The 17,723-nt window shown below is 52.5% G+C and carries 11 protein-coding genes and 1 tRNA gene; 5 read left to right on the forward strand and 7 right to left on the reverse strand.

All coding sequences use genetic code 11. The features are described 5' to 3' along the window. Nucleotides 1-72 precede the first annotated feature (72 nt). Both BITS_RS07965 and BITS_RS07970 read right to left on the reverse strand, forming a co-directional pair. Nucleotides 73-1,791, reverse strand: a complete 1,719-nt coding sequence (locus BITS_RS07965; protein ID WP_026642352.1) for a hypothetical protein — start codon at nucleotides 1,789-1,791, stop codon at nucleotides 73-75. Nucleotides 1,792-1,793: 2 nt separating this feature from the next. Next, a complete protein-coding gene (locus BITS_RS07970; protein WP_051264365.1) occupies nucleotides 1,794-2,600 on the reverse strand; it encodes a hypothetical protein in 807 nt (268 codons plus the stop codon). 144 nt (nucleotides 2,601-2,744) lie between these two features. Between BITS_RS07970 and BITS_RS09275 the strand changes: the two genes are divergently transcribed. Then, a complete protein-coding gene (locus tag BITS_RS09275; RefSeq protein WP_026642350.1) occupies nucleotides 2,745-2,993 on the forward strand; it encodes a hypothetical protein in 249 nt (82 codons plus the stop codon). A 110-nt stretch (nucleotides 2,994-3,103) separates the two neighbouring features. Here the strand turns inward: BITS_RS09275 and msrA are convergent, their stop codons facing one another. Beyond that, entirely contained in the window at nucleotides 3,104-4,159 is a 1,056-nt protein-coding gene (gene msrA / locus BITS_RS07980) for a peptide-methionine (S)-S-oxide reductase MsrA (RefSeq protein WP_081693555.1), read from the reverse strand. Nucleotides 4,160-4,333: 174 nt separating this feature from the next. Between msrA and BITS_RS09160 the strand changes: the two genes are divergently transcribed. Next, nucleotides 4,334-4,474: a hypothetical protein gene (locus BITS_RS09160; RefSeq protein WP_154568816.1), complete on the forward strand. Its 141-nt coding sequence runs from the start codon at nucleotides 4,334-4,336 to the stop codon at nucleotides 4,472-4,474. 116 nt (nucleotides 4,475-4,590) lie between these two features. Here BITS_RS09160 and BITS_RS07985 read toward each other — a convergent pair whose 3' ends face one another. From BITS_RS07985 to tgt, 4 genes are all read right to left on the reverse strand, one after another. Next, nucleotides 4,591-7,641 carry a glycosyl hydrolase gene (locus tag BITS_RS07985; protein ID WP_044259768.1) on the reverse strand — a complete coding sequence of 1,017 codons (3,051 nt, stop codon included), beginning with the start codon at nucleotides 7,639-7,641 and terminating at the stop codon, nucleotides 4,591-4,593. Between the two features lie 407 nt (nucleotides 7,642-8,048). Beyond that, nucleotides 8,049-8,134: transfer RNA gene (locus BITS_RS07990), tRNA-Leu, on the reverse strand. Nucleotides 8,135-8,348: 214 nt separating this feature from the next. Then, entirely contained in the window at nucleotides 8,349-9,044 is a 696-nt protein-coding gene (locus BITS_RS07995; RefSeq protein WP_026642349.1) for a nitroreductase family protein, read from the reverse strand. A 202-nt stretch (nucleotides 9,045-9,246) separates the two neighbouring features. Continuing rightward, nucleotides 9,247-10,605 (reverse strand): tRNA guanosine(34) transglycosylase Tgt, encoded by a 1,359-nt coding sequence (gene tgt, locus BITS_RS08000; RefSeq protein ID WP_026642348.1) that lies wholly within the window; start codon nucleotides 10,603-10,605, stop codon nucleotides 9,247-9,249. A gap of 401 nt (nucleotides 10,606-11,006) precedes the next feature. Between tgt and BITS_RS08005 the strand changes: the two genes are divergently transcribed. From BITS_RS08005 to BITS_RS08015, 3 genes are all read left to right on the forward strand, one after another. Further along, a complete protein-coding gene (locus tag BITS_RS08005) occupies nucleotides 11,007-13,001 on the forward strand; it encodes a S1C family serine protease (protein ID WP_051264364.1) in 1,995 nt (664 codons plus the stop codon). A 442-nt stretch (nucleotides 13,002-13,443) separates the two neighbouring features. Further along, nucleotides 13,444-15,756 (forward strand): heavy metal translocating P-type ATPase, encoded by a 2,313-nt coding sequence (locus BITS_RS08010; RefSeq protein ID WP_026642347.1) that lies wholly within the window; start codon nucleotides 13,444-13,446, stop codon nucleotides 15,754-15,756. Nucleotides 15,757-15,923: 167 nt separating this feature from the next. Next, nucleotides 15,924-17,381, forward strand: a complete 1,458-nt coding sequence (locus tag BITS_RS08015) for an FAD-dependent oxidoreductase (protein ID WP_026642346.1) — start codon at nucleotides 15,924-15,926, stop codon at nucleotides 17,379-17,381. Nucleotides 17,382-17,723: the final 342 nt, after the last annotated feature.

A 17,723-nucleotide genomic window follows, 5' to 3' on the forward strand; every position in this document is an offset into this window, starting at 1 on the left:
AAATGGCCTCTGCTTCATGTGATGCAGAGGCCATTGAATTATGCGCGATTAGCCAAATTGAGGCTGTTGTTATCAGCGGTCAGCAGACTCGCGCTTCTTGTTCACAACCGTCAGAGCGATACCTGCAATGGCGAGCATGATGCCGGCTGCTACCGGCATGGCAAGAGCCGAGCCAGTGCGAGCCAAGGACTTCTCGGCATGAGGCTTCTTAGTCGGCTTGGCGGCGGGCTTGTTGTTGCTCGTAGTGTCATCGCCCTTTGGCGTTTCAGGAGTGCCTGAATTGCCGTTGTTGCCAGAGTTGTTGGTGTTGCAGCTTTCGGCCTTTTGGGCGGTGAAGGTGCGGGTTGCCGTGGTGCCTTCGGGGAAGGCGTAGCCGTCATTGGCGGTGGCGGTCACGGTCACGGTGTCGCCGTACTGGTAGTTGTAGCGTCCCTGGCTGTCGGCGGTGAGGTCGTTGCCCTTGGAGTCGGTGACGGTGTAGGTGACGCCTTCGGTTGTGGCGGTCTTGACGTACGGGTTGTCTGCGCAGTCTGCGGGGTCGGAGGCCTCGGGTTCGATCTTCCACGGGTCCACGACGGTGGGCTCGGGCTCAGTCACATTGAACGTGTAAGAGATCTGGTTCGGCTTTGCGGCATCGGCTCCGGCATCACGGCCTTCGTCGCTTTGCTTTGCAGCGAAGAACATATATGTACGATCGCCATTGTCGGTATTGCTGGTCAGCTCTTCTTCGCTATTTGCTCGTGCCTGATCATAGATACCTGCAGCGGTTCCTCGAATAGTGATTGGGCTTTCTGTGCTTGCATCATCGGCAACAGACAGACCTGTAATGGATACTTGGACATTGCTCAAATCCAGAGAATTCACTTCGGTGACCCGGTCGCGTATCTTTTCGATACCACCGTGATTATCCATGCGGATATTTACCAAGAGTTTGCTGCCATTGTCTGTCAGCGAAGTAGTTGCCGTAAACCCTGGCAGGCCGGTAAGCGTTGCCTGAGGTAGCGGGTCAGACACCGTAACGCCTTCCGGTATATCCACAGTCAATGCAATTTGTGCATCCGCCTTTATCAACTTGGTGTCAGCATAATTCTCAGCCTGTTCTTCGGTTGGTGTACCCATTCGAAGTCCCAGCATGGTATTTGCGTTGAAATATCTCTTGAAAGCAGTGGCATTCAACGAGAATGTAAGATCGATAGGAGCTCCGGATGTGTAGTCTCCGACTGTTGTGGAGTCATCACTTTCTGAGGATTTCAAATCGCCGAAAATCGTGAACGCATTTTCTGCATCGCCTAATTCGGCTTTTGTGGGCAGTTGATCTTGCGCAAAGCCAAATGGATTGTAGTCCAAGTACGTGCCGGTTCCCGTATGATACGTATACCTATCCACAGTCACGCCGCCAGGGTCAGGCATGTAATTGTATGATGGCCACACATTATTCGTCACAATACCGGAACTCGGGGTGGTGTTAGTCCCCGTGACGGTGTTCTGAATGTTTGCAATGTCTGTCTGGTCAGGCGTAAGCAAGTGCTGGGGGAGAAGACCGGTATATGTTCTAGAAATAGGTTTCGTTCCCGATACTGTGAACTTCTGTAGATCAGTCCAATAGTCTGCGCTTTGGGTCTGGTCATACAACTGTCCTGTGGGCATACCGTTTGTGCCATATGAATACAGATAGGGCAGATAAATATCATCGGTTGCATCTGCCGCCGAAGCCGGAATTGACATCGCCATCAGTAGTGTGGCGGCAGTACCGAGGGACAATAATCCTCGAATGTATTGTTTACCTTTCATTTTCACTCCTGAACCTTGAGCACGTCGATGGATACATCGGATGCGGTAACCGAAATTATTTCTGCGCCGTTGTACCAGTTACCGCCCTTATACAGACTGCAGCTTCCTGAGCCGATTACCGTCCCGAGAGATTGTGATGCGCTATCAGAAGAGACAGTGTATGGCACGTTGACAGTAATGCGATGTCCCGTTTGTCCGGCCTCTTTGGCGACTAGAGCAAAGAAACCTTTGTAATCATTCCAGTTTCCGAGGTAGAAAGTAAACGTTACGGAATTATTGGCGGTATCTATGTCAGATTTGCTGATTTTACTGATTGTGTCTGTGTTTTCAGAAAATGTTATTGCATCAGCATTGATCTTGAACCCGGTGGGGAATTTCAGGGTATAAGTGAAGTACGGGAAATCAAGTTTGTTGTTGGCTTTCGAGTACATGACTAAGTTCTCGACCGGAGCCCCGCCCCAGACCCCTTTTTGCATGCTTTCCGTATACATTTTATACGCTCCGGCAAAGAGATCGGCTGCTTCGACTGTGCCAGTGACCACTCCTGCATAAGTATCCGAGCTTCCCTCTACCTGCTGTGCCTGTGACGGTTCTATGGTGCCACTGAGGTCAACAGTGCCGCTTGCGGTGAAAGGTGGGGTGAATATGCTGGTCCCAGCTTTGTATGAATAGTTGCTAACAACCTTGTAATCAGAAGGTTGCATTTCATCTGCCTGTGCGGTTGTTGCAATGCCGGCAAATGCTGCAGCGGTCAATGCGACGGTTGACAGCAGGGCAACACAACGCTTGATGGTTGCGGAAATAGACATAACGTCTCCTTCGTCAATTTCTCTTAAATCTGAACAATATTGCTTGTGAAATCAGCATGAACGAGTCAGTGCTGGATTGAGTCACAAGACCAAATCCTTTATGGGCGTCAATGTCCCTGATGAGACAGAGCTAGTCCGTCATCAATGTCAGAGGCTCCCCCATTTGGTCAAATAATTGGTTCAGTATTCTCTGCAATGTATGGATGCGAAAATGATCTCTCCCCTCAACAAGTTATGCGTGTGGGCATCAATCTCAACGACGTTGCTGAACGCTTTACTGGCAGGCGGACAGGATGCAACAACAGTGTGCACAATCCCCAAATCGTCCGTCTTCTTCATGCCATGCCTCGCTGGAATGATAAACCCAATGCACAGCCTACCACCGCATCCTAGAGATATAGACGCTGTGTCAACAAAAAACGCTTGGTTTGCAGTGTTTATGAGCAAACCAAGCGTTTGGATTGTATTAGGGCAGGATAAGTGAATCTGAGTTCAATGAGAATTCACTTCTCGTTTTCCTCCAGTTTTGGCAGAAGATTCGCGTAGCCTTCTTCTGCCATATGAGATTTCGGCACGAATCGCAAGGACGCGGAATTCATGCAGAAGCGCAATCCGCCACGGTCGCGGGGACCATCGTCAAATACATGACCAAGGTGAATTTGAGTATCGGCTGTGCGGATTTCGATTCTCGGGCGACCAGGGATGGTGTAATCCTCATGGGCGGTCAGTGTTGAATTATCAATGGGTTTGGAGAAAGACGGCCAACCGCATCCGGAATCGAATTTGTCCGTGGAAAGAAACAGAGGCTCCCCGCTGACGATATCAACATAGACACCTGGTTCGAAGTTCTGATCATATTCATTGGAAAATGGTCGTTCAGTTGCAGCTTCTTGGGTGACTGCGTATTGCTCGGGGGAGAGATCCCATATGCGATCGATATATTTCTGGCGGTGAGACACGTTGGCTATTGCGGCAAATGGTATGTGGCAGTAGCCTCCAGGATTCTTTTCGAGATAATCCTGATGGTCGTCTTCTGCAGGATAGAAATTGCGCAAAGACTCCAGTGCAACGGCTGGGCTCTGTCCCGTACGATGCTGGAGCTGCTCGAGGGCCTTCGCAAACACAGATTTTTGATCTTCATTGAGCCAGAATAGGCCGGAGCGGTATTGGCGTCCTCGGTCGGCGCCCTGCTGATTTACGGAGAATGGATCAATAACGTCGAGGAAGAGCAGAGTCAAAGTGCGGAGTGAAACAACTTGAGAGTCAAAATCCACACGCACGGTCTCGGCGGCATCCGGCTCTCCGGAACAAACTAGTGCATATGAAGGATTCGGCATGGTGGATTGAGCATATCCCACAGTGGTGTCGACTACGCCATTCACGCCTTGGAAATACCTCTCTAATCCCCAGAAACAGCCGCCTGCAAAATATGCGGTTTCGTGTGGTTCGGCGTTTGATCGAGAAGATGTTGATGGCGTGGTTGCCGGTGTGGTGGTGGAGTTTGCGACCCCAGCATCTTCAAATTTGGCGTTGCTATTGTGGTCAATCTGTTCACTCATATGCCAAGTATGGCACTGCCGTTTGCAAAAGTCAGTGAATTGGGCTTGAGGCATATGTTATGGCTTAGTTCATTGGGCTAGTAGGGCAACGTCGTGTGCTCCCTCTATACAAAGGAGTTATTGACCAGCATGAATTTTGCTGCAGCCAAAAAGAAAGTTCTAGGTATATAGGTTATGGAACTCGATCCAGACTGCTCTTGTGATGCTGATATTGAAGCCCCTGATACTGCTGTTGAGGCAGAGACTTTCTTGGCGGTGCATAAAACCGGAAGGTTTACCACTGGGCATGATCTGATTGAGGCTGCAATGGAATGACTGCGGTTCGTCTTTGCGAGAGTATAAACCCCGCATTCATCTGGTGAACAAGATTCACATATCTTTGTTGCCACGGCTGAATGCGGGGTATCGTATTTGGTTCTTACGTATTAGTGTTATTCGTCAGACATGTGCAAACGCCTAGCGCTAACGGTTATCACTGATACAGCGGCACAGATCAATGCCAGTGCAGCGATACCGGCGATACTAGAACCTGTTTTGGCGAGTTCAGTGGATTGTTTCTTCCCCTTCGCCGTTGTCTGAGGCTGTCCTCCGTTATCGCCAGAGATTTCAGTATTTGCAATGGGGCAACTTGATGCGGGCAGATTGGTAACATCTGCACTTTGTGTCTCGTCTGACTCTTCGTGAGCGACAGCAATTTTGCCTTCATGTTCAGTTGTGATACTGACATCAGAGGCATTGCCAGTATCAGTATTGGCGTTTGCTTGATTGAGGGTTCCCTGTGCTACAGAATCGTCCTCGGCGTTGCCTGAGTTAGGCGAGACCTTCAGATTACTGACAGCAAAAGTGATGTCGTCGGTTTCCGGGTTCCACTGATTTGAAGCGAATACGATTTCCTTCATTGAAACGAGATCACTTGCAGTCATGGGGGTTCCCTTATTGCTGTTATCCGGCCATGTCTGAGTCAATTCAGCATTGTCGAGCAAAGCGATATCGAAATGCCTCCAGCCGGTAAAGTCCAGCTTGATATCGTGCTGGAAATAGGTGCCGGTCGAGGTGCCCAATTGCAACGATAGGGCGTTGCCGGAGCCGTCGCCTTGCACATCCAGACTCAGAGTGCGCTGATCGGACCAGTTGCTAAGAGTCTCGTCATTCGCGAGATATCTAGCCACATCGAGCCAGCCACCGCCAGAAAAATCGTATGAAAATCGCATGGATTTTTCATTTTCTGAAGGTCCTTCCGCCAGGCTCAGAACATCTGTATGTGATCGGTTGCTCCAGGCGCTTCGCAATTCTTCAGTGTCTGTATAGGAAGTGAAGTCATCGATATTGATTGGTTCAGCGTCCTCGCTTGGAGTTGGAGTCGGAGTCCCCTCTGCGGAGTATGGGTCACGTTCGCCTGTGAGTGAGACGGAATCGATAATCAGCGCTCCAGAGCGGGGAAGTTCTGCACCATTATCGTTGACATACAAAGCAAATGATCCAACATTGCTGAGCAACTGCTGATTGAGTTTTCGACCTGCATTCGCCGTATCCCATGAAGCGGAGGAGAAATCGCTGCCGTTGCCGTCAGCGTCTCCAAAGTTGAGTGTCAGTTCTTGAGAATCCGTGTTTTGCAAGGAAGGATACGCTTCGAAAGTAACGCCACCGGCATTGATCTGCACCACGAATTTGTGGTTTGATCCATCTGCCTGAAGAACCATCGACATGGCGGAATAGGCGGACCAATCTCGTTGTGGAGAAAATGCGCGTGCGAAGCCGTTGTAGCCCGGGTATGAAGGGAAATCATAATTCAACTGCAGTGCTTGGCCTTCGCCTTTCCCAGGTGCATTGGTCAGGCTGATATTCGCGCGAGTGGTGTTGTTGGGTGAATAGGTATTGCGCAAATCCTCATCCGAATCGTAAGTATCAAATGTGTCGATGACATTGGCATCATCTTGAGGTTTGTCTCCCAATTTCACTGTTATGCTTCCACTTTCGCCGATGAGCGGAGATATGGCTGTGCCATCCAGAGTGGCGAATTGCGGAGTCAAAGTGAGCGATGTCTGGTCAAGAGCAATGCCGTAATCTGCGAGGTTTATTGTGCCGTTGAAATAGCCATTGCATGAATAAGTCATCGGGACGGATGCGACGGTGGTTCCTTCGTGGATAATGCTTACCGAAGCGGTATCCATATTGATGGATGATATTTGGACATCGTCTACTTTTACCCGGATTTGGAGGGGCGTAGACGTAATGCGAGATCCGGTCACTGGCGTCACTATTCGGGCGCTGCCGGTGCGTGATACGGCAGAAGTGGTTGCGCTGTAATCAACATTTTCGGGTGATGCCATAAGGCTGTCATCGCTGTTGGCAAATGCCACGAATTCGCTTCCGCCATCGGACCCCTTCCACGGTGTGTATGACTGGAATGATGTGCCTGATCCACCGAAATTAGCCCACGTCATCATATAGGCGATGTTCGGCACAGATTGGATCAATGCCTTGCACAAGGCATCATAGAAGTCGTAGTTGCCGTAGTCTTTGCCACTTTGGGGGATATTCTTTCTGCCGAATTCCGTGAAAGCCGCGATTTTTCCTCTACTCTTTGCTTCATTGCCGACCATGGTCATATCAGTGACAACTGCATTGATCCAGGGAGGAATATCGTCTGCATAATCGTCGTATCCGAGTACATCCACCCACTGGTCGCCTGGATATGTGGCTAAATAATCCGTTGAATCCCCATTGAACTTGCCTCCTGGCGAGTAGGCATACAGCAGGTTGTGCACACCTTTGATATCGCGTAAATAGTTGACGATATATCGGTAGAGTTCTTTGTATTCGGCCGCTGTGGCGTGGGTGGCGCCCCACCAGAACCATGAACCGTTGTTTTCGTGGAGGGGACGGAAGATGATTGGGATCAGTGTTCCGTCAGAGCGTTTGGCCTGAAGAGCGGTTTGCGCAATGCCGTCGAGCATGGCATTGAATGTTGCAGAGTGGGAGCCGCCAGGCAATATGTTTGCAACCGTTTCTGTTGTGTCGTTGAAGCTGCCGCCTGTTGTTGGATTGTACCAATGCGCTGACAGGGTGACGATCGCTCCTTTGGAATCGGCGTCTTGTATTGCATTGGCGAGTGCCGTGGCGTTTGCACTCTGATCTGATCCGGAGCCTGGTTTTTCGTCACCGCGTAACGCGAGTCCTGCGTCGAAGCCGAATACGGCAGGGTATTTCCCCGTCATATCAAAGACATCGCCTTGCGTGGCATCCGCGCCGATTGCTTCATCGGTCGCATGTTGTTGCCCGAAACGGATATGCTCGGTTGGAGTGTCCCGAAGATTCGCGAATAATGCGCGGGTTTCTGCCGTTGCTTGTGCATCGCTGATATTGACATCGGATGTCTGTTGTGCTGAATCTTGAGCCGCTGATGCGGTGAGAGCCGCCGAGCCAAACAGTACCGACAAGGCGAGGCCAGAAGCCAGTGCGGTGAGATATCTTCTTTTCATTTCTTCCTTGAATTCTTCTTGACCAATGTGGTTTTGAATGGTCCCCAATCATCTGCGATTGCGGGAGCCATGGTTGTGAACCGTACTAGCTTAAACGGTTAAGTACAACAGGGCGTGTATATGAAATGTTCAGTGCTGCTTGCGGGGAGCGGTGACTGTCGAAGTGGCAAGATGGGAGGCGAGTATCGTCATTGCAGGTGATTGGACATGCAATTTGGCCAGCGGTCCCGCAATATGCGTGAGTTGCTAAACCTGCTTGTGGTGAGTTTATGGCGAAGGAGCCGAAATGCTCACTGTGAAAGCGGATTTCAATGGGAAGTATTGCATTTTTAGTACATTTTCGCGTCTTGGCGAGATATGAAAAATCCCAAAACCTTGATATTTCAACGGTTTCGGGATTCAAAATATGGTGCGAGCGGGGGGACTTGAACCCCCACGAGCATACGCTCACTGCCACCTGAAGACAGCGCGTCTACCATTCCGCCACGCTCGCAGACAAAGGACTAAACTACCATCTGGCGTAATATCGCGCAAATCGGCGTGTTGTCCAAGGGCAGGTCGGAATCGTGCGGAATATGCCACTGCCAATTGGTATATTCGACATGTTGCAACGGGGACGGCAATATCTATGTAAGCAGATTGAAGCAATGAGATTGCACTACCGACCCATGTAGGCATAAACGCCCATTAGCCAGCCGTTAAGTCAATTAGAGCGCTGCTCTCCACTGCACGTCTACGCCGGCACCAATCTCAAAGTGATATCGTGCGCAACCAGCACCAACGGCAGCGAATAACTCATCGGCAAGCTCCGTGCTCACAGTGCCATCTTCGTGCAATACGAATGTGAAGGGCTGCTTTCCAAGCGAGGATGGTGCCAGCATTGCCGCTTCCATACCTTTGCGGAACCATTCCGGCATGGGTACGCCGCCTTCAATCCGGCATAACTCTTCCATCGGTTTGCTGCGGTGTTTGCCAATGATCCTTGAAGCATGTCCAAATGTGACCAACCAGATGGCCTGCTCATCGGGAAGAAGATCCCACCAACCTTCAGCCGTATCGTCGAGCACAACCCATGAAGTGGACAGCCCCATTTGCACCATGCGCAAGAGCAGACGTTCGCCGTAATATCCGACTTTCAATTGCAGTGGAATATCCTGCCGTGCAGTCGCAGCTTGCCCGCCTAGGATCACGGCGGCATTATGGGCTTCTTTGAACCGACCATAATGGGTTTCATATCCGCAGAATGCATCTTCCAAACCGCTGCCCAACTGAAGGCGTAGGCCTGACTCTTGATTGATGGCATCGATTTCGGAACGCAGCACATCCAACACTGCCTCTTCAACCGGCTCGTCGGTATACATCCTGACGGAATGTCGTGCCTGCATCGCCTCAACAAGATTCATTGCCTTAGGCCTCCTAATCACGCAGCCTGTCTTGCCTTCGCATTCAACGCTTGTGCCTATTGTATCCGCGTGACCGCTTATCACTTGCATTATCGCGAAGCGGCATGCGTCCGCGCGGCAGTGAGAGGGAACCAGTAAACACGAAAATCGGCAGCAATCATGAGAGCCGGCAATCAAGCGCCCACGGTCACATTCCTAGGCTTCATCCACGAGATCCGTTGGCATAGAAGCGTGCGAGGGTGGCATCTCGGAATTCGTCGAAATATCCGCCATCAATGGAAGCGCGAATGTCATCCAGCAACTTGATGAAGAAATGCTCGTTGTGGATGGTCGCAAGCGTGAATCCGTTGAATTCTCGGGCTCTGAGCAGATGATCCACATATGCGCGCGAGTAATCCTTGCAGGTGTAGCACTCGCAACCTTCTTCCAGTGGGCGGAAGTCGTGCTTGAACTCGGCTCGTTTGACGTTGTATCGGCCATCGCGCGTGAAAATAGCGCCATTGCGGCCACAGCGAGCAGGAGCAACGCAATCGAAGGTGTCGCCGCCGTTCTCCACACATGCGAAAATATCGTCGACAGCAGCAATGCCCAGCACATGTCGTGGCCTGCTCTCTGGCATGGCATCACAAATCCATGCACAGATATCCCCGATAATGCGCTTTTCCATGGCGCCACCGATGCCTACGCCATCGAAATCCAATGACGCGATTTGTTCGGCGGCATGACGCCTGAGGTCTTCATAGTTGGCGCCTTGCACCACTCCATACAAAGCCTGATATGGCTTGCCGATACGCTCTTCCGTGAGGCGCTTATGCTCAGCAACGCAACGCTGGGCCCAGCGGAATGTGCGCTCGACGGATTCTTCTTGATATCCTCGCGTATTCATAAGCGTAGTGAGTTCGTCAAAGGCAAACATGATATCCGCGCCGATATTGTGCTGGATGCGCATGGATATTTCTGCAGAGAAGCGATGCAAAGAACCATTCAGCGGAGATTTGAAGGTTACGCCATCCTCATCCACAAAGGCCATGCGCTCCTTGCCTTCGGCTATCACGTCATCGGATTTCATGCCGGAGACATCCATCGCCAGGGTCTTTTTGAATCCGGCACCTAGGGAGAGCACCTGGAATCCGCCTGAATCGGTGAAAGTGGGGCCGTCCCAGTTCATGAAATGAGCCAATCCGCCAGCTTCGTTGAGTACCTCTTCGCCTGGGCGCTCATAGAGGTGGAAAGCGTTGGAAAGCAGGCATTGTGCACCGGCTTCTCGCATGGTTTCAGGCAGAACGGCTTTCATGGCTCCTTGTGTGGCGACAGGAACGAAGGCCGGAGTGCGAATATCTCCATGTGGAGTATGCAATATGCCTGTTCGTCCGTATCGAGCGCCTCCTCGACCCTTACCATCAGCTGAATCAGGCAGTCTAGTGATGGTTTCAAAGGAAAACGCGCCGCGGTCTCCGGGTTTGCCGGGCTCGGCGCCTCGGGGATGATCGATTAGGCCAGCTGGGGCAGTGCCGATATGTGCGTGCTGCACGCCGGTGGTCTCTGCACTGTCGGATGTCATTCCTGCGCCTCCTTATATAAGCTCATGATTACTCTTCGTATGTGGCTGTTGTATCGGTTCGCTAAGACTTATCGCTTGGTTTCTACTGTATGTGAAACCACTTCTTTGACGTGAATACGCATATTCCTATGCCTAAGATGAAGCCGCTGCCGTGGTGAAGTGTGCCGGTGGTTCCATTATGTATAAGGAGCCTTTCTCATGTTGAGATGCTGTGCATTTGGTGGGGAAAGTCACAGAATGTGATATTTCCCCTTAAAATTCGGCTAACCCGAGGAATATTAATGCGTAGCTTCCAATAAACATTCAGGAAATGTACAGAATGGGTATCTTTACTCTTAATTGCACATAGAAAGTGGTGGCGGCGGAATGATGATGCTACCACATGAGTAAAAGGAGTATCGATGGCTGAGACCAATAACGGTTTCTGGAATAACCAGTCCGGACAGCTTGATGATGCGCATGAGGATAAGGCTGACGGAGTCGTGGCGGGGAACTCCGTTGAGAATGACGAGACGCAAGCAGAACAAGATGCAGGCACCAATAATGCTGCAGGAGAGCAAGTTCAGGAACAGCCGCAGGAAGCTGCCACTGAGTCGCTTGACCCGCTGACATTCCCGTCTGGACATGCCCAGGAATCGCAAAGCGCTCATGATGAGCACAATGATCAGGACGGCGTCTCTGCAACGCAGGAAACGGCACCTTTGTATCGTCCCGCACCAGAATACGGAGCATATGGGCCGACGCCAACCTCGACAAGCGCAAATGGCGAAGAAACTGGAACGCAGACGCAGCCTATGGGATCCGCAACACAGCCTTTGCCGGTTTGGACGGGTGCACAAGGCTCGCAATATGGACAGGGTGCAAACGCTCAATATCCACAGGATCACAACCCTTATGCCTTCCCCGGCGCTGATTCCTCAGCGAGTGACGGGCGATCGACGAATGGTGCAGGTGCGGCGGGAGCTGCCGGCGGTGCGTACGGAGCATATGGGGCAGGAGCCTCAAATGATGCACGGAATTCTGGTGTGAATCCCTTCGCCAACCCTGCTGCCGGTTCGACAAATGCAGCGAATGGCAATGCAGGAAATGGCGGCGGTAACGGTAATGGCAACGGTCCCCAGGGGCCGGGTATGCCGCCTTTCGGCAATGGCGGAATGCCTCCGGCAGGTCGTCCAGGTGTGGCGACTCAGCGCAGGACGGCAAGCAATGTCGTGGTGGCAGTGGTTGCGGCAGTTATTTCCGCGGCTCTGTGCTTGGGATTGGGATATGCCGCTTTGACCAATGGCTGGGTGACCGTTCCGGGATCCAGCTCCTTGTCTAGCGTTTCTTCCAATACCTCCGGATCCGGCACTGCCAAGGCTGAAAGCGGGCAGGCTGTTGATTGGACCACGGTTTCCAAGAACGTTTCCGGTTCAGTGGTGTCCATCCAGACTCAGCTGAGCAACGGCACAGCAAAGGGATCCGGCGCCATTGTTGATGCAAGTGGATATGTCGTCACCAATAACCACGTGATTTCCGGTGCGCAGTCCATTCAGGTCACCTTGTCAAACGGGCAGATCTACTCGGCATCCGTTGTGGGTACTGATACCACAACTGATTTGGCAGTGATCAAGATTGATAACCCGCCAAGCGATTTGAAGGCCGTTGAATTCGCCGATTCAGACAATCTGGCAGTCGGCGAGGCCGTAATGGCCATCGGTAACCCACTGGGTTATGACGATACGGCGACTACCGGTATCGTATCCGCATTGAACCGTCCTGTTTCGGTTGTGGATGATAATAATTCGGAAATCGTGACCAATGCAGTGCAGATTGATGCTGCCATCAATCCAGGTAACTCTGGTGGCCCGACCTTCAATGGTGCCGGACAGGTGATCGGTATCAATTCCTCGATCGCCTCGACAAGCACCTCTTCCGATTCTTCGACATCGGGATCTATCGGCATCGGCTTTGCTATCCCCTCGAATCTCGTCAAGCGCGTGGTTGAGGAGATTATGAAGGATGGCTCAGTCAAGCATGTGGCTCTGGGCGTGAGGATTCAGAGCACCACGGTTGAAGCGGATGGCGTCACCCGCGGCGGTGCGCAGGTGGTTTCGGTTGTCTCCGGAAGCGCAGCCGAGAAGGCTGGTCTGAAGGTCAACGATACCATCGTGGCATTCAACGGAAACTCGGTGACCAACAACTACGCACTGTTGGGATTCGTGAGAGCCGCTGCGCTTGGCGATACGGCGAAACTGACAGTGGTGCGCGATGGCAAGACCATTGAAATCGACGTAACACTCGATCAGGAGGAATCCAATACGAGCAGTTCAAGCAGCGGTAACAGCCAAAACGATAACCAGAACAACGACAATGACAGTGGCAACGGATTCAGCGATCCATTCGGATTGTGGTAAATCCTGACTGCAGTTGACTGGGGACGCGGGGCTTTGGCTCTGCATTCCCCGCAATTTCCCGGTCAGCTGCAATGCCTTCGCGTAACGGGCCTGTCCATCATCAAGATGGTGCAGGCCCGTTATTTTGCTTTGTAGAGGCAGTTACTGCAGTTACTACGGTTATTGCATTGCGCTCCGTGAATTCGCTGGCCATTGCTTAGGGTGAAACGCCACGCATTGGAGTGCATGGGTCTGACATAACCGGTACAATGGGAGTTCTTCAGGAAGACCTCGTGGGAATCCTCAATAACTGAACAACATAACTGAATATTCATTGAAATCTTTTTACGCCGTGTATCGAGCATGTCACGCCGCAAGGCAGCGCAGCCGATGGGTTAACAAGGCGTGAATGTACTTGGTTTGTGGGGTGCCGCAAACCGGTATGCGAGCGTAAGGAGATCTGATGAGCCGTTTCATCAATCTTTGTAAAGAACACACCACCCTCATAGTCGTGCTGGCTGCCGCCCTGTGCATGGCGCTCTTCGGTTCCTGGCGCCCATGGGGTGACGCAATATCCTTGCCGTTGCTTGGCAATCCAGGAGTTGGGCAGTGGCTGGTCATCATTCTTGTGCTGTATATGGTGATCGTCACTGTCAAGAGCATCATCGACGATATCCGCGAAGGCAAAATGGGCGTCGACCTGCTTGCGGTATTGGCCATGCTGGCAACGCTTTCGGTTGGAGAGCTGTGGGCGAGCTGGGCCGTGGTGCTTATGGTGGTTTCCGGTGAGGTCATTGAAAATTATGCGCAAAATAAGGCCGAGGGCAATATCAGCGAACTCTTGAAAGCGTCACCTCAGGAAGCCCATATTTCCAATCTGCCTGGCATAGGGCGAGAACAGGTCGCGCGTGAGGAGGCAGAAGCCGCTCAAGAGGCCGCGCAGGAAGCCGCCGAGCCTGCAGAAGGTGCTGGTCTTGATAACGCGAATGCAGCGTCCAATCAGTCTGGGCGTGCAGTGCCTTCGAGCCGATCGCAGTTCAGGCGTGTGGCAAATCCGGAGCATAGCCCGAATACCAATGCTATGAAAGCCAGCAGCCGATTCCACACAGTGCCCGTTGAGGATGTGCAGATCGGTGATGTGGTTGTCGTTTTGCCGGGTGAGCGGGTGCCTGTCGATGGCGAATTGCTCTCGGGGTCGGCCACACTGGATCTCAGCGCGATCAACGGCGAACCGATGCCTCGCGAGGTGTATGCCGGCGCTCGCATCGTTTCAGGAGCGGTCAACGGTTCTGCCGTATTGCTTATGCGTGCCACGGCCTTGGCCCAGGACTCTCAATACCAGCGCATTGTGCAGTTAGTGAGCGCTGCACGCGATTCTCGAGGTGCGGCGGTTCGCGCAGCCGATGTGATGGCAGTCCCATTCACTGTGTTGTCATTGATCATCGCCGCAGCGGCTTGGATTGTCAGTGGCGTGCCTCTGCGGTTTGCGCAGGTATTGGTGCTGGCAACGCCTTGTCCTTTGTTGATCGCAGTTCCCGTGGCTTTCGTCGCAGGTGCGGGGCGGTTGGCCAAGGCCGGCATAGTGGTGAAGACGCAAACGGTTTTGGAAAGCCTGGCTCGGGTCAGCCATATGTTCTTCGACAAGACCGGCACACTCACCGTGAAACAGCCTCAGGTTATTCGTGTCGATATGTTGCCTGATACCAAGCAGCATTTCGATGAGGATCATATTTTGATGATGGCAGGCGTTGTGGAGACCTATTCGGTCCATATTCTCGCCAAAGGCATCGCCAAGGCCGGCGGCGAGGCATACGGTCGTCTTCGCAATGATTGCCACGTTGACCATCGTGGAAAAACAGGCACGGCCACGGCTCGATTCCGCCATGAATACCCTGTGGTTTCCAATATCAACGAACAAGCAGGAAAAGGCGTGAGTGGAGTAGTGGACGGGTACTCCATACGAGTGGGTCGCTTGGGATTTGCCAATGATAAGGCTGATGGTTTCCAACCGGTGGTGAGCAAGGTTGGAAGCAGTCAAGGCACTGGGTCGGCCAATTCCGCGCGGTCGGCGCGTAGCCGCTTTGCCGCCTTGAGTCCAGATGAAATGGCGTCATATGTTTCGGTCAATGGGGAAATCGTGGCACGCATAGTATTGCGTGATGTGCCACGACCCAATGCCGCACAAACCTTGCAAACCCTGCGTGATCTTGGGGTGCAGAACATCACCATGCTTACTGGCGACAAGGCTGCATCGGCGCAAATCGTCGCAAGGGAAGTCGGTATTGATGATGTCAGGGCGGAGCTCTTCCCCGAAGATAAGGTGAGTGCGGTTCGTGAGGTGCGCGATGCCGCACACGCTGCAGCCGAAGCATTGCCGGCATGGCGTCGGCAGTGGGATGCCGCTTTCAGCTCCCGCCGCGATATCACCATGATGGTAGGCGATGGCGTCAATGATGCCCCGGTGCTTGCAGCAGCCGATATCGGCGTCGCCATAAGCGATGGAACATCCACCGCGGCAAGTGAATCCGCCGAAATGGTGATTATGAATGATGATATCGGCGCGGTTTCTCAAGCGGTAAGGATCGCTCGGCGCACCAGACGAGTGATGTTGCAGTCGGTGCTCATCGGCTTGGGGCTGGCTCTCGCCTGCATGATTGCCGCCGCTTTCAATCTCATTCCTGTGGTGGTCGGAGCCTTCGTGCAAGAAGCAATCGATGTAATCTCCATCCTCTGGTCTCTATTGGTCCTGGTGGAACGCCCAGGAGATGGCAAGTGAAGAGTTGCTGCTGAATGCCTAGGCAAAGATCAAGGTTGAAGTGTCCCTATGCGCCATCAAAGGAGGTCACATAGGGACACTTCAACGGGCGGCAACACGTGGAGCTGTGGTGAATCACAGCCTTCGCACTCTGTCACATTTGCCGGGTTTGCGTTAGTGTGGAACGCATGGCTGAGCAACAAGAGCAAAATACGAAAGAACTGCGGATTGCAGTAATAGGATCGGGCCCTGCAGGAGTGTATTCCTCGGATATATTCCTGCGTCAACTGCGCAAAACCGGTGAGGAACTGGGATTGGGCACCAAGGCTCGCATCGATATATTTGAAAAGCTTCCGGTGCCATTTGGACTGGTTCGCTATGGCGTGGCCCCTGACCACCCAAGCATCAAATTCATCGCAGATGCCTTGGAAAAGACATTGGATAATCCGGATATTCACCTCTATGCCGATGTCGAATTCGGCAAGGATGTGATGTTGGAAGACCTGCTTGCACGCTATGATGCCGTGCTTTTCGCAACAGGTGCAGTGGAAGACAATCCGCTTATGCTTCCGGGCGCGGATCTCGAAGGTGTACATGGCGCTGCCAAATTCGTGGAATGGTATGACGGTTATCCAACCGGCGCTCGCGAATGGCCTTTGGATGCCGAGTCGGTTGCCGTTATCGGCGGCGGTAATGTGGCCATGGATGTGGCGCGTGAGCTTGTGCGCAATGCCGACGATTTGAAAGAGCGTACCGATATTCCAGACAACGTGTACGAAGGAATCGGCAAGAATCAGGCCAAGGAATTGCATCTGTTCATCCGTCGTGGCGTGGCGCAGGCCAAGTTCTCGGTGCAGGAATTGCGTGAGATGGAGAAGCTCCCGGGCGTGCAACTCATCATCAACGAAGAGGATTTCGAGCTTGATGAGGAGACCATCGAAGAGGCCGGCAAGGATAAGCTCACCCGTCAGATGGTTGAAGAGCTCTTTGTCATCCGCGAAATGGCCGAAGATATGGAAGATAACGGCGATGTTGACTTTGAAGGCAACCCTGCCGACCGCAGATACTACATTCATTTCAATGCCGCCCCTGTGGAAGTCCTCGGCGAAGACGGCAAAGTGACCGCTCTTCGTGTTGAGCGCACGCATACCGATGCGGATGGAACCATGCACCGAACCGGCGAATTCGAGGAATTCCCCGTTCAGGCCGTCTATCACGCCATAGGCTACAAGCCCGCCTCGGCGCTTGGTATTGCCTATGATGAACGCCGCACCACATTGGCCAATGAAGACGGGCGCATTTTGACCTCCGCAGAGAATGGCGAGGTGCGAGAGCGCTTGTATTCCACTGGTTGGGCGAAACGCGGTCCTGTTGGTTTGATCGGATCCACCAAATCGGATGCCTTGCTTATCGTGACCAATATGCTGGGCGACCTCGCCAAGGCAGCAGAGGGCGGTCGTGTGGCTGCCGATCGTGATCCGCAATCCATTGATCGCCTGCTGGCAGAGCGTGGCGTTAAGCCCATCGATTTCGCCGGATGGAAGCGAATCGATGCTTTCGAGCGTTCCGAAGGCGCGAAGGAAGGCCGCGAACACAAGAAGGTTGTTGAGCCTGATCAGATGCGCAGCCTCGCCTTTGGAGAGTGATTGTGTTTTGAGGCTTCTTGGCGAGCCGCAGTCTTCGTAGCTCACTTATGTGGCGCACAATCACGGCTTGAATAGAGGGCTAATGAGTCTTTAATCAGCCTCTGATCTGCGAAAATGGTTTATTCCGGTGATGCACATGTATTTTGCATGGATGCATCACCGGGATTTTGTATTGTGCAGCACAACAGGCGAATGACAGATGGCTGACAGGCAACTGCTCGGTATGATCTTTCTTCGTTCATCTTCCAAACCGCACATGTTGCATTCATGCTGTGTGAATCGGGCTAACACGAATGTCTCAAACGCGGTTTCTTCATCTTGTGCGGTTATTGCGACTGCGTT

The sequence above is a fragment of the Bifidobacterium tsurumiense genome (genome assembly GCF_000741765.1).
GTDB lineage: Bacteria > Actinomycetota > Actinomycetes > Actinomycetales > Bifidobacteriaceae > Bifidobacterium > Bifidobacterium tsurumiense.

Coding starts and splice junctions, on each gene's coding strand:
- tgt (WP_026642348.1), bottom strand. CDS start 10,605: ATGACATCCGACAGTGCAGAGACCACCGGCGTGCAGCACGCACATATC.
- BITS_RS07985 (WP_044259768.1), bottom strand. CDS start 7,641: ATGAAAAGAAGATATCTCACCGCACTGGCTTCTGGCCTCGCCTTGTCG.
- BITS_RS08005 (WP_051264364.1), top strand. CDS start 11,007: ATGGCTGAGACCAATAACGGTTTCTGGAATAACCAGTCCGGACAGCTT.
- BITS_RS07995 (WP_026642349.1), bottom strand. CDS start 9,044: ATGAATCTTGTTGAGGCGATGCAGGCACGACATTCCGTCAGGATGTAT.
- BITS_RS07970 (WP_051264365.1), bottom strand. CDS start 2,600: ATGTCTATTTCCGCAACCATCAAGCGTTGTGTTGCCCTGCTGTCAACC.
- BITS_RS08010 (WP_026642347.1), top strand. CDS start 13,444: ATGAGCCGTTTCATCAATCTTTGTAAAGAACACACCACCCTCATAGTC.
- BITS_RS07965 (WP_026642352.1), bottom strand. CDS start 1,791: ATGAAAGGTAAACAATACATTCGAGGATTATTGTCCCTCGGTACTGCC.
- BITS_RS09275 (WP_026642350.1), top strand. CDS start 2,745: ATGTCAGAGGCTCCCCCATTTGGTCAAATAATTGGTTCAGTATTCTCT.
- msrA (WP_081693555.1), bottom strand. CDS start 4,159: ATGAGTGAACAGATTGACCACAATAGCAACGCCAAATTTGAAGATGCT.
- BITS_RS08015 (WP_026642346.1), top strand. CDS start 15,924: ATGGCTGAGCAACAAGAGCAAAATACGAAAGAACTGCGGATTGCAGTA.
- BITS_RS09160 (WP_154568816.1), top strand. CDS start 4,334: ATGGAACTCGATCCAGACTGCTCTTGTGATGCTGATATTGAAGCCCCT.